We start from the raw sequence: 12,482 nt of genomic DNA, 5'->3' as shown, positions 1-12,482 counted from the left end.
CGGAGATCATCATGTAAAAAAAGAAAAAAGATGGCAAGCGACCTACATCGCACCGCTACAACCACATACCTTTGCTGTGTTCCCACCCTGGAGGAGTCTGCAGGAGCTGGTCGTGTAGGACTTGCCGGTGCAAATATACAACCATTTCTAATTTTTGCAAGCCATTGCCCAATATAAAATACCGTTGTATATTGCCATACTATTTTTTAAAACCACATGAAAGCATATAACTTTTTGGCTGCCATAGCCTTGGCTGCTTCTTTTACCTCTTGTAATAAAGAAATAATTTTTTCAATAGACCCGGCCGGGCTTAAAGGCCAGTACCGCAACGGCGAAAGCGTAACGCTAAACGTTAAGGAAGAAAATAACGCGGCCCAGTCAACATCAGTAGAATATTTTATTGACGATAAAAAGGCGGGCACAGCGCAGGGTACTGCCGCTTACAGCCTTAAGCTTGACGGGCTTAGGCTTGGGTATCATAACATAAAAGCGGTAGTGAGCTATGATGGCGAAACCGCCCAGACCGAAGAGGTGCGTATTGAGCTGGTTAGCCCCATAACACCAAAGATTATTACGGATTATGAAATTATAAACACCTACCCGCACGATATTACCAGCTATACACAGGGCCTTGAGTTTTACCGCGATACGCTGTTTGAAGGCACCGGCCAGTATAAAGAATCAAAACTGCGCAAAACCGACTATAAAACAGGAAAAGTATATAGCGAAGTAGCCCTTGAAGGCAAGTATTTTGGCGAAGGCATTACCATTTTTAATAATAAAGTATATCAGCTTACCTGGAGGGAAAACACAGGCTTTATATATAACGCCGATAACCTGAAGAAAGAAAAGGACTTTACCTATTTTCAGCCGGTACAGGGCTGGGGGCTTATGCACGATGATAAATACCTGTACCAGAGCGACGGAACCGAAAGGATTTTTAAGCTTGACCCGCAAACGCTTAAAGAGGTAGACCACATTAATGTGTATACCCAAACCAACAAAATTGAGGCGCTTAATGAGCTGGAGTGGATTAACGGTAAAATTTATGCCAATGTATACCAGCAGGATGCAGTGGCTATTATAGACCCTGCCACGGGCAATATAGAGGCCGTTATTGACTTTAGCGCGCTTAAAACCAAAGTAACCCAGCACCCTGAACTTGATGTGCTTAACGGCATTGCCTGGAACCCTAAAACCAACAGCCTTTTTGTTACCGGCAAAAACTGGGACAAAATGTTTGAAATCAGGATACGGTAATTGAATCATAATGATACCATTAAAAAACGCGATGCATTGCATCGCGTTTTTTTTATTCTGATTTCTATGTTCTTAATTCTGACTTTCTATTCAATAACCATTTCCTTGAGCTTTTGCCTGTAGGCTTCCAGCACCTTTTCTTTATAGATAAAGCCATAATAGCGGTCATCTTTAAGTATGGGCAGGTAAGCGGTGTGTGCCAGCTCAAACTTATCCATTATCATTTCCACCGAATCTTCTACCGATGCTACTTCGGCGGGCTGGGTCATAAGCTCCTCCATTTTGGTGTACTTTATTTTGAACTGGCTAAACACCGTGCCCCGCACATTATTAAAGTCAACAATGCCCAGCAGGCGCTTGCGGTCGTCTAACACGGCAAAATGGTTGTAGCTGGTACCGGCTAAAAGTGCCACCACATCATCGGGCTTTTGGGTGGGTAGCAGTGTAGGCACATCGGTACAAATAACCTCCATAACATCTATACTGCCCAAAATATTGCGGTCTTTGTTTGACGTAAATACCTGCCCTTTATCGGCCAGGTGCTTAACATCCATACTGTAGGTTTCAAATTGTTTAGACACGGCAAAGCTTATAGACGATACAATCATAAGCGGTACCATAAGGTTATAGCCCCCTGTAATTTCACCAATAAGGAAGATGGCCGTTAGCGGCGCGTGGAACAGCCCACTCAAAATACCGGCCATGCCCACAATGGTAAAGTTGCCCACGGGGATATCTTTGCTCAGGCCAATAAGCACAAAAAATTTGGCCATAAAAAAGCCCAGGTAAGACCCCACAAAAAGCGATGGAGCAAAGTTGCCGCCGTTACCGCCGCTGGCCAGTGTAAGCCCCGTGGCATAAGCCTTAAGCAGCATGGTAATGCCCACAAAGGCAAGGATAATCCAGCCGTTGTCTTTAAAATTTTCAAGCAGGGTGTTGTCTAAAAGCTCGCCGGCGTTGTCGCTGCTTAGTATTTTAATGGTTTCATATCCTTCGCCAAAAAGGGTGGGGATAAGAAATATAAGCAGCCCCAGCGGAATAGCGCCATACAGCGCCTTGCGGTAGCCCTTAAGGCGGATGTCATGAAAATGCGCCTCAACCCTCTGGAACGCCTTGGCGTGGTATAACGATACAAACCCGGCCAAAATGCCCAGCAGCACATAATATAATACGTTATGATAGTCAAACTCCTGTTTTTGGTTGAAGGATAGCAGTACCTCACTTTTTAGCAGCATGTTAGATGCCAATGCCCCGGTAGCTGCCGATATCATGATAGGGATGAACGCTGTTATGGTAACATCGGTCAGTACCACCTCTATGGCAAAAAGCACCCCGGCAATGGGGGCGTTAAACGCTGCGGCTATACCGGCTGCCACACCACAGGCCAGGAGCAGTATGCGGTCTTTACGGTGCAGTTTGTACTTGCGCGCAAAATTAGAGCCAAACGCTGCGCCTGTAATGGTTATGGGGCTTTCAAGACCTGCCGAGCCGCCAAGGCCTACTGTGAGCGATGAGGTTATAATTTGCGCATACATTTGCTTGCGGGGCATAATCCCCCCCTTTTTTGCCACAGCCACCAGTATGCGGCTACTGCCTTTTTCAAGTCTGCCATCTAACACTTTTTTAATGACCAGCACGGTAAGCAATATACCCACAACGGGCAGTATACTGTTAATGTAGGGCAGCTTTAGCCAACGGTTGACATAGTTGGCGCCTATAAAAACGTAATGCGAAAAGCTTTTAAGCACAATTACCGCAAGGGCCGTAGATATGGCCACCAGTACGGCAGATACATATATAAAGTGCCTTTCGGGTAAAAGGCTTTTAAGCATAAAAAAGAAAGCTTCAAGCCGTGCAAGCTGGTGCCTGAACCAGAGACGGGCTTTTGATGGAATGCCGGGCATTTTGTAGTAAAATTTTTAGAAAAATGGAATAAATGGCTAAGATAGTCCAAAAATCAAAAATTTTGTGACGCTTTTAGATATTTTTTAAAGCTTCGCGGGTACTGAGGGGCTTTAAACCGGCATTTTCTACAAAGGTTTTTACCGCATGCGGATTCACTTTTGCATACTCCCGAAGCGCCCAGCCTATGGCCTTTTGTATAAAAAATTCCTTTGATTGTTTGTGCTTCAGGCATTCGCTGAAAAGCAGGTTTTCATCAGTCTCTTTTTTGTAGCCCAGCTGAAAAATTATTGCCGATCGGTTAAGCCACATATTGCCCGAATTAGAGAACCGTTCAATTACTTTTTCTGTTTCCTGCGGGAATTGCTGCAGGTAGCCGCCCAGCAGGTACTTGGCAATGGTGTCTACGCTATCCCACCAGGAATGGGTAACAATAAGGTGTTCTATCAGCCCGATATCTTCAGGGCGGAACTTCTTTTTAAGCTCCTTCATCAGTATCTCAATACCGCTGTAGTGGTAGTCGCGCTCGGTTTTCGCGTAAAGCGCACGGGCTAACTCACGGGCGTTATCCTTAACTTCCTGTTTGTTGGCTTCAAGCGCCTGCTTGTATAATGAGCGCCTAACATCGGTCTTCATGCCATAAAAGCTAAAGTGGCCTTTCATATAGTTAGCCATAGCCACGGCATACTCTGCATTGGCATTAGCGGTATAGGCTTTTTCTAAATCGGCAATAAACCCCATTACAGTTCGGTAAGCTTTTGTTTAACGTGTGCCTGCATCTCCACAAAAAAAGCACGGAATTCCTGCTCAAATTCGGCATAAAACTCCTGCAATTCGTTAATGGCACTGGTCATGCCCGATATTTTTTTGGTACGGTGGTCCATCTGGCTCAGCGTTCGGGCAATACCCTCCAGGCTGGCATAGCTAACAAGCCAGTTGTGGGTTGTCATGTGCGGAATCATGCCCTGGCAGCGTTCGGGCAGGGTGTCAAACCGTTCGTTAAGCAGCTCATAAAAGCCGTCTACATATTTGGCTAAAGGCGTTTTGTGGTATTCGTGCCAGTTTTTAGCCAGGAAATGGTCATAAAAAATATCCATAATCACGCCCGCATAGTGGTGGTAGTTGGCGTGCAGCCGCTTGGTGCCCTGCCTGAAAATGGGGTGGGCATCGGTAAAAGTATCTATGGCCCGGTGCAGCATTATGCCGCGCTGCACGCCGGGGGTGTAGGCATCGGGTTTTCCGTGAATGCCGTCGGCAATAAAGTTGCCAATTTTTATATCGTTGTCGTCTCCGGAGAGGTATAAGTGTGCCAAAAAATTCATAGCCCTAAGATAAAGAATTAAGTCGAAAGTCAAAAGTCTAAAAGTCAAATGTACGGACGGGAAAGACTTACTATGGTAGGCGACTTTAGACTTTTAGACCTTAGACTTTATGACAAAAGATTTATCTTTGCTTAAAGCGACAAAAAATAACCTAATGACACTAATTAAATCCATTTCAGGCATAAGGGGCACCATAGGCGGCAACACCGGCGATAACCTTACACCTGTAGATGCTGTTAAGTTTGCTTCGGCATACGGCACATTCTTAAAAAACAACTCATCTAAAGATAAATTAACGGTGGTTATAGGCCGCGATGCACGCATCAGCGGGCCTATGATTCACAACCTTGTGGTAAACACCCTTGTGGGGCTTGGTATAAACGTAATAGACCTTGGCCTGAGCACCACACCAACGGTTGAGGTAGCCGTTCCGCTTGAAAAGGCAGACGGCGGCATAATACTTACTGCAAGCCACAACCCCAAGCAATGGAATGCCCTGAAGCTGTTGAACGAAAAAGGCGAGTTTTTAAGCGGTGCCGATGGCGCTAAAATCCTTGAAATTGCCGATAGCGAAGCCTTTGATTTTGCTGATGTAGACAACCTGGGCGAAGTAACCCCTAACGATGCCTATATGGACATACATATAGACGAGGTGCTGGAGCTTCCGCTTGTAAATGCAGAGCTGGTTGCCGAAAAGAAATACAAAGTGGTGGTAGATGGCGTTAACTCATCGGGCGGCATCATTATCCCGAAATTACTGGAGCAGATGGGTGTTGAAGTAGTGCGCCTGTACTGCGAGCCTAACGGGCATTTCCCCCACAACCCGGAGCCGCTTAAGGAACACCTGGGCGATATCTGTAAACTTGTAGTGGAAGAGAAAGCTGACTTTGGCGTTGTGGTTGACCCCGATGTAGACCGCCTGGCTTTTATAAGCAACGATGGTGAAATGTTTGGCGAAGAATATACCCTTGTGGCCGTGGCCGATTATGTACTGAGCAAAACACCGGGCAACACGGTAAGCAATATGTCGTCGAGCCGTGCCCTGAGCGATATTACCCAAAAACACGGCGGCAGCTATGAGGCCAGCGCCGTGGGCGAGGTTAATGTGGTTGAGCTGATGAAGAAAAACAATGCCATTATAGGCGGTGAGGGTAACGGCGGTATTATTTACCCGGAGCTGCACTACGGCCGCGATTCGCTGGTGGGTGTGGCGCTGTTTTTAACCTACCTGGCCGAAAATAACATTACCGATGTGGCTGCACTAAGGGCATCTTACCCGCAGTATTACATGAGCAAGAACAAGATTGAGCTTACCCCGCAGATAGATGTTGATGCCATATTAGAAGCTATGGCGGCCAAGTATGCCAACGAAGATATTACCACCATAGATGGTGTTAAGATTGACTTTGCGGAAGAGTGGGCCCACCTGCGTAAAAGCAACACCGAGCCGATTATCCGTATTTATACTGAGGCACAAACACAGCAAAAGGCGGATGACCTTGCGGTAAGGATAATTGAGGAGATTAAGGCGATAGCCGGGATATAGTATTTTGGAATTTTAGTATTTTGGTATATTAGATGTCGAAAACAGATAATGTGGGTTGTTTATAGCATGGAGGAGTTACGGTAACGTCTAAAATTCTGAAATACCAAAATACTAATATTCTAATTCATAAACGTCGAGAATACCAATATACCAAAATTCTAAAATACCAAAAATGAAACCCACAGTACTCGCATCGGTTGTATTAATGCTGGTAACGCAGGCTTACAGCCAAAAATTTACCAGGGATGAACGCGCCCTGATTGAATCAGGTAAGGGCACCGACCTGATGCGGGTATTGCAGGTTACCGATAATGCCGACCTGAAGGTGCTGGAAGCCCAAAGTACGGATATAGACTATAAGGACAAATCACTGCAACTCCTGATTGACCGTATGTATGCCACGGTAAACGACACCGTTAACCCCGGCGTGGGTATTGCCGCCCCGCAGGTGGGCATAAACCGCAACGTGATTTGGGTAATGCGCTTTGACAAGCCCGGCGAACCTTTTGAGGTGTACCTGAACCCCAAAATAACGTGGCGCAGCAAACTGATGCGAAAAGGGGCGGAGGGCTGCCTCTCAATACCTGATATACGTGGCGATGTGCTGCGCAATTACACCATACAGATAACCTACCAGGACAGGGAGGGCAAACGCCACCAGGAAATAGTAGAGGGCTTTACGGCGGTTATCTTTCAGCATGAAACAGACCACCTTAACGGCATATTGTTTACTCACAGGCTTACCGAGCAGGAAGCGAAGCACTATACGCTTATAAACGGAGAGGTACAGCTGTACCTTGAAGAGCGCCTGCGCAGGCAATAATGCGCTGTTTTTGTGCGTTATAGTTACAACCAACCATAACCTTACCTTATGAAATTCCTCTCACTATGTATCGCACTCCTTGCGGTGCTGCACCCTGCGTTTAGCCAGGAAACCGAAACTGACTCTGTTTTTATTCCTGAAAACAACTGCGGCTTTTACGGTCCTAAAACCGTTGCCCAGCGCAATGCCCTGTTTCCCTTTAAAAAGGCAAAGAAAATAAAGCTCGTGGCTTACCTGGGAGAGGAGGATGTTATTCATTCTGGCCAATCTGGAGAAGAACCTGTCCTTCTCAGGAAAGAAAGTGTAGGAACAGGTAAATACAAAAAGGTGTATAAAATTGTTGAAGAAAAGGAGATTACGGGTGCCGCGGTTGATTCGATAAGTAATATTATGTTCAATTACGGATTGGAATCCGGCCAAAATACCGGCGAAGACGGCCATATAGCCTGTTACGACCCGCGAAACTCAGTATTATTTTATGATGAGAAGGGCAAGCTTATTGGCAACCTTGAAATATGCTTTATGTGCGGCCAAGCTTATTTTGAACCGGATGAAAAAATCATGAAGAATTTGTACAATTTATGTCCCGATGTAATGTATGTACTTAATGATTTTTTTAAACAACAGGGTATTAAACACGGCACAATGGATGAGAATGAATAAGTTTTATAACATATTGTTCCTGGCTGCCCTGCTCCCGCTGCAGCTTTCTGCACAGTATACTGCACCGGACTGCGGCTTTTATGGCAATAAGACGATTGAACAGTGCAATGCGTTGTTTCCGTTTAATGTGGCTAAAAGGGTGGTACTGGTGTCTTTTCCGTGCCCTAAATGCAATAGTGGTATTAGCATAGACAGTATAATGAAGAAATACAACGCTATAAAGCGTTTAGATGTTGCCATAACCGGGCATCGGCAAAAAACCTATGCCGTTAAGCAAGAAGCAACGCTGAGCCAGCACTTTGTAAACAGGCTGAGTAACCTGCTGGTTAATTATACCTTTAAGGAAGAACCTGAAGGCGATGTATATGCAGGCGCCTTGTGTTATGACCCACGTAATGCCATACTGTTTTATGATGCGGAGGGGAATATAATATGCTGTTACGAAATGTGCTTTGAATGCCAACAAGGCCAGATATGGCCGGACCCCAACAAACTGTATAACAGTAGTGTTGTAAATAACTGCCCTGATGCTTACAGGTTGCTAAAACTGCTTTTCAGTGAAAACGGGATTACTTATGGTATTAACGAACAATAAAATCTCATAGAATGAAGTACTTACTCCTGATTGTTGTTTTGCCACTAAGCCTTTTTGCCCAGGGATCAGGCCCCGATTGTGGCTGGTATGGCAATAAAACGGTAGAGCAGCGCAATGCGTTGTTTCCGTTTAATGTGGCGAAGAAAGTGGTGCTGGTGTCTTATCCGGTAGAACCGTTGGTTGTTAAGGAACTCGCAACAATTGAAGGGCTGGCTGCGGGCTGTTTGTTTCAGGGCAGGGAGATAATAGATACTCTCACAGCCGAATATTATGGACGCAGTACTACCTATTATCTTTATGAGAAAAAACAGATAACCGGTGCTGCGGTTGATGGGCTGAGCAACATTATGCTTAATTATACCCCAAACCCGGATAAAAAGCTGCCATGGGAGCCGCATAACTGTAGCTACTGGCCGCGTAATTCGGTATTGTTTTATGATGAAAACAACAGCCTGGTTGCAAATTTCGGGATTTGCTTTTCCTGCCGGCTGCTGTATTTTTCGCCCGACGAACAAGACCCGCTTGCGGATGCAGTAGAATACCGCTGCCCGGAGTTTATAAAATTGCTTAGTGATTTTTTTAATGCAAACGGAATTACCTATGGCATAAAACTGAGGTAGTTTTTTGAAACAATCATATAGGGATTCGGTTAATAAATATTAATTATCGTATTTTATAAAATGATTAAAAATATTTATTGTTTGAGAAAATGCGAAGCAAATTTCAATGCAAAAACAGTCAGTCGAAAAATCTAAAAAATCCAACTGTCGAAAAAATCCGATTCCAAGTTCCGAAAGTGAAATATTAGCATTAAAATCTTCTTAAAAAGTAAGATTTTACTGTAAACAAAACATCCCGTCGAAGCGGGATGTTTTTATCAATATCGTAGTAATTTTGTTAATTTTTAAAATGGGTTGTCTGCTATCTGCAAACTACCATCTGGCTATTTTACCCTGTGCCACACCTGGGTGCGCCCAAGCAGTGAAACGCCCATGTAGCCGCGCACTTTCAGCTTGTCTTTACCATCAAGCGTAATGGTGCAGCTGTAGGTTTTGCCTTTGGTTGGGTCAAGTATATCGCCATCAGTCCACTCATCATCATCCTTTGTTAATCCTTTGATAATCACAAGGCCAAGAAGCGGTTTTCCTTTGTCGGCGCCCTTGCACTTGTCGCATTTGGCGTCTTTTTTGGCGGGGTTTAGTATCTCTACAATCTTGCCGTATACCTTGCCGTCTTTCTCATAAATCTCTACAATAGACTTGGCCTGGCCGGTTTCGTCGTCAATAGTCTTCCATTTGCCCACCACCTGCGCCGAAGCACCTATGATTGCAAACATCACAAATAAAAGTGTAAAAAATGTACGTTTCATAATTATAGCTGTTAATTTAATTAAATATACAAATTTTTCCGTTTTAATTTATGGATTAACGCATTTAATTCAAATCCAAGCAATAAAATAAAACAGTTGATCCATATATACAGCATTAATACAAGTAGCGTGCCAATTGAACCGTACAACTCATTATAGCGCGCAAATCGCTCAACGTAAATGCTAAAACCATAGGAAGTTAGGCCAAAAAGCACGGTGCTGAAAACCGACCCGTAGCTAAAGAAAGCGGCCTCACGGGTTTCCCTGGCGGCATATTTAAAGAGGATGGAAGTCATGGTTAAAATCATGAGTATCAGGAAAGCATAGCGCCCCACGCGTATAAAATCGAGGTCGGCGTTGAGGTACCCCTGGTCTTTGAGCACCTGTATGAGCACTTCGAGTACCACAATGGCTGATACTGTGATGATTAGGATGATAGCAAAGAACAACGACAACCCTATAGCAAGTGCGTATTGCCTGAAGTACGTACGCTTAATGGTAATGTGCAAACTGCTCTGGAAACCACTTAAAATGGCGTTCATTCCGTTGCTCATCAGTAAGATAGCCAGCAAGATACCTGTGGAAAGCAGGCTCCCGTTTTTGTTGATAAGGATGTCGCTCAGTATATCTGCAATGGCATCATAGGTGTTGGGCGGCACATTATCGTGCACAAACTGCATAAAGTCTTCCTTGAAGTTTTGCAGCGGGATATAAGGTATCAGGTTGAGAATGAACAGCGCAAACGGAAAAAGCGACATAAAAAAGCTGAAGGCAATGGCCCCTGCGCGGTATGAAATGTCGCCCTTTACAATGCCGGTAATGTATAATTCGAGCAGGTGGTAGAGCGTAAGCCCTTCACTGTAAGGAAGTTTTATTTTTTTACCAAAACGCACCAGGTATTTTAGTACCGGTATGCGTTCCAGCTTATGTTCCAGCTCAACCGACATTAAAATGCTTTTAAGCTGAGGTCCATATTGTAAATGGAATGCGTTAACGCCCCGCTGCTGATGTAGTTAACCCCGCATTCGGCATAGTGGCGCATGGTTTGCTCATTGATACCGCCGCTTGATTCGGTTTGGCAGTAATTGCCTATAAGTGCCACGGCCTCAAGGGTTTGGTCGTAATCAAAATTATCCAGCAATATGCGGTGTATACCCGGGTTGCTGATGATTTCGCGTACTTCATTAAGGTCGCGCGCCTCTACTATAATCTTAAGATCGAGATTGTTAGCCTTTAGGTAATCGTGTGTTTTGGTAATGGCAGGGGTAATGCCGCCGGCAAAGTCAATGTGGTTGTCTTTCAGCATTATCATATCATACAGGGCAAAACGGTGGTTTTCGCCGCCGCCAATCTTCACGGCCCATTTTTCAAGGGCACGGATGCCCGGCGTAGTCTTGCGGGTATCGAGCACTTTTGTACCCGTACCTTCCAGTATATCAACGTATTTCTTGGTTTTGGTGGCAATAGCGCTCATGCGCTGCATGGCGTTGAGTACAAGTCGTTCAGCCTTTAATATACTTTGCGAAGAACCCGAAACATGAAAAGCTACATCGCCGTATTTAACGGGTGTGCCGTCTTGTATAAACACCTCAATTTCAAGGGTTGGGTCTACGTAATGAAAGACCTGTTTGGCAAATTCAACCCCGGCAAGCAGGCCGTTGTCTTTCACCAGCAGTTTGGCACGGCCCGTAGCATCGGCAGGTATGCACGCAAGGGAAGAATGGTCGCCATCTCCCACGTCTTCGCGTATGGCATTGGTAATTATTATATTGAGTTCGGCCTGGAATTGTTGTTCAGAAATCATGTTTTGGTATTGTTATGCTAAGGTAGGGAATTTTTTTGGGAAGGGAAACCAACCTTTAGTACATTAGTGTGCTCATATAAATTGTAATCTATACAATCATGAAGTATTGCTTGATAATCTTGCTGTTAGCTCATTTTGTTTGTTCCGGTCAAAAAAAGGGCGATTTGTACTATGGGCATGGTAATGATACCCTGTACAATGGTATTAACCTCTTGTTTGTTAATGATAGTGTTGTTTCTTTTATTTATGGCCGCCCAACTGTTGGAGTGAACCATCAATTTCAAACAAAGTATACTATAAAGTCTGATTCACTGGTGATTACGGGAGAGCAACTTTATATTGCCGAAAATTTTATTGCGAAATTGGCTGATTATACTTTTCCAATTCGATTAGTAATTAAAGATAACAGCCTGATAGATAATATTAATTCAGTGATTTATACGGGGGCTAAAAAGATGGGGAGTAATGATCCTTTGATACTGTTTAACGGAAAAAAAATTTCGAAGAGGAAGTTAAAAAAACTCTCAAAGGATAAAGACTTCAGTAACAAACATCATATTGAAATTATACGCGGTTATGATGCATATCAAATGTTTGGAAAAGAGAGTTTAAAAGGTGTGATCAATATTGTCCCCAAGCAAGGTTCTAATGAAGAAAAGGATTGAATTTACCGTATCTTTTCCCCACCTTTGCACCTCAATATACTACCATGAAATATACCCGCCTTACCAAAGAGCAGTTAGAAGAGCTACACCCGGAATTCATCCGTTTCCTGGCGTCACAAAATATTGATAAAGCCGAGTGGGATACCCTTAAGGCCGAGAAGCCCGAAGTAGCTGAGCAGGAGCTGGATGTGTTTAGCGACCTGGTGTGGGATGAGGTAATAACCAAGGCCCAATGGCTGGAGCATTACTCTAAAAACCACATTTTCCTGTTCAAGATAAATGAAGATGCCATGCAAAGCATTGTAATTCATGCCCATACCCCGCATGCCGATTTCCTTACCGAAGGGGGGCTGCAATGGCTTAACGAGAACATTTTTAGCGATGAGGTTAAGCTAACCCGCGGCCAAAAGCCTTTTGGCGAAGACCGTAATGCAGAGGTTTTCAGCCTGATAGAGCAGGGTGCTATTTTAAGCGATGGCGTGTTGTATGGCCAGCTTGAGGATATGTTTTAGAAGAAGCTGCTGCTTCTGAGC

At 44.4% G+C, this 12,482-nt stretch carries 14 protein-coding genes and 1 other RNA gene; 8 read left to right on the top strand and 7 right to left on the bottom strand.

Annotated features, from left to right (window positions below; genetic code table 11):
* Positions 1-29: 29 nt before the first annotated feature.
* An RNA gene (gene ffs / locus AM279_RS07760) (signal recognition particle sRNA small type) lies at positions 30-127 on the bottom strand.
* 89 nt (positions 128-216) lie between these two features.
* Between ffs and AM279_RS07755 the strand changes: the two genes are divergently transcribed.
* Positions 217-1,260 (top strand): glutaminyl-peptide cyclotransferase, encoded by a 1,044-nt coding sequence (locus AM279_RS07755; RefSeq protein ID WP_054407317.1) that lies wholly within the window; start codon positions 217-219, stop codon positions 1,258-1,260.
* 86 nt (positions 1,261-1,346) lie between these two features.
* Here the strand turns inward: AM279_RS07755 and AM279_RS07750 are convergent, their stop codons facing one another.
* The 3 genes from AM279_RS07750 to AM279_RS07740 all read right to left on the bottom strand — a co-directional run bounded on the left by AM279_RS07750 (position 1,347) and on the right by AM279_RS07740 (position 4,484).
* Positions 1,347-3,164 (bottom strand): chloride channel protein, encoded by a 1,818-nt coding sequence (locus AM279_RS07750; protein ID WP_054407315.1) that lies wholly within the window; start codon positions 3,162-3,164, stop codon positions 1,347-1,349.
* A 73-nt stretch (positions 3,165-3,237) separates the two neighbouring features.
* Positions 3,238-3,903 (bottom strand): DNA alkylation repair protein, encoded by a 666-nt coding sequence (locus AM279_RS07745; RefSeq protein WP_054407313.1) that lies wholly within the window; start codon positions 3,901-3,903, stop codon positions 3,238-3,240.
* Positions 3,903-4,484 (bottom strand): acyl carrier protein phosphodiesterase, encoded by a 582-nt coding sequence (locus tag AM279_RS07740; RefSeq protein WP_054407311.1) that lies wholly within the window; start codon positions 4,482-4,484, stop codon positions 3,903-3,905. The genes AM279_RS07745 and AM279_RS07740 overlap by 1 nt, the downstream gene beginning before the upstream one ends.
* A gap of 154 nt (positions 4,485-4,638) precedes the next feature.
* Between AM279_RS07740 and glmM the strand changes: the two genes are divergently transcribed.
* The 5 genes from glmM (at position 4,639) to AM279_RS07715 (ending at position 8,731) form a co-directional block, all read left to right on the top strand.
* On the top strand, positions 4,639-6,030 hold the full coding sequence (gene glmM, locus AM279_RS07735) for a phosphoglucosamine mutase (RefSeq protein WP_054407309.1): 1,392 nt from the start codon (positions 4,639-4,641) through the stop codon (positions 6,028-6,030).
* A gap of 172 nt (positions 6,031-6,202) precedes the next feature.
* Positions 6,203-6,853: a peptide deformylase gene (gene def, locus AM279_RS07730; RefSeq protein ID WP_082344194.1), complete on the top strand. Its 651-nt coding sequence runs from the start codon at positions 6,203-6,205 to the stop codon at positions 6,851-6,853.
* A 48-nt stretch (positions 6,854-6,901) separates the two neighbouring features.
* A complete protein-coding gene (locus AM279_RS07725) occupies positions 6,902-7,516 on the top strand; it encodes a hypothetical protein (RefSeq protein ID WP_054407305.1) in 615 nt (204 codons plus the stop codon).
* A complete protein-coding gene (locus AM279_RS07720; RefSeq protein WP_054407303.1) occupies positions 7,509-8,111 on the top strand; it encodes a hypothetical protein in 603 nt (200 codons plus the stop codon). Before AM279_RS07725 ends, AM279_RS07720 begins: the two co-directional genes overlap by 8 nt.
* 11 nt (positions 8,112-8,122) lie before the next feature.
* Positions 8,123-8,731, top strand: a complete 609-nt coding sequence (locus AM279_RS07715) for a hypothetical protein (protein ID WP_054407301.1) — start codon at positions 8,123-8,125, stop codon at positions 8,729-8,731.
* A 323-nt stretch (positions 8,732-9,054) separates the two neighbouring features.
* Here the strand turns inward: AM279_RS07715 and AM279_RS07710 are convergent, their stop codons facing one another.
* The 3 genes from AM279_RS07710 to nadC are packed head-to-tail and all read right to left on the bottom strand — an operon-like array spanning position 9,055 to position 11,284.
* On the bottom strand, positions 9,055-9,480 hold the full coding sequence (locus AM279_RS07710) for a DUF2147 domain-containing protein (RefSeq protein WP_054407299.1): 426 nt from the start codon (positions 9,478-9,480) through the stop codon (positions 9,055-9,057).
* A 20-nt stretch (positions 9,481-9,500) separates the two neighbouring features.
* Entirely contained in the window at positions 9,501-10,427 is a 927-nt protein-coding gene (locus tag AM279_RS07705; protein WP_054407297.1) for a YihY/virulence factor BrkB family protein, read from the bottom strand.
* The gene (gene nadC, locus AM279_RS07700) at positions 10,427-11,284 is read right to left on the bottom strand and encodes a carboxylating nicotinate-nucleotide diphosphorylase (protein ID WP_054407295.1); all 858 of its coding nucleotides are present in this window, start codon (positions 11,282-11,284) and stop codon (positions 10,427-10,429) included. The genes AM279_RS07705 and nadC overlap by 1 nt, the downstream gene beginning before the upstream one ends.
* Before the next feature lie 98 nt (positions 11,285-11,382).
* Between nadC and AM279_RS07695 the strand changes: the two genes are divergently transcribed.
* Positions 11,383-11,949: a hypothetical protein gene (locus tag AM279_RS07695; RefSeq protein WP_054407294.1), complete on the top strand. Its 567-nt coding sequence runs from the start codon at positions 11,383-11,385 to the stop codon at positions 11,947-11,949.
* Positions 11,950-11,993: 44 nt separating this feature from the next.
* A complete protein-coding gene (locus tag AM279_RS07690; protein WP_054407292.1) occupies positions 11,994-12,461 on the top strand; it encodes a DUF6495 family protein in 468 nt (155 codons plus the stop codon).
* The last annotated feature ends 21 nt before the right edge of the window (positions 12,462-12,482 follow it).

This window comes from Flavobacterium akiainvivens (assembly GCF_001278115.1).
Lineage (GTDB): Bacteria > Bacteroidota > Bacteroidia > Flavobacteriales > Flavobacteriaceae > Flavobacterium > Flavobacterium akiainvivens.
The sequence above is the reverse complement of the archived record's forward strand: the minus strand, read 5'-3'. Positions and strand labels throughout refer to the sequence as shown.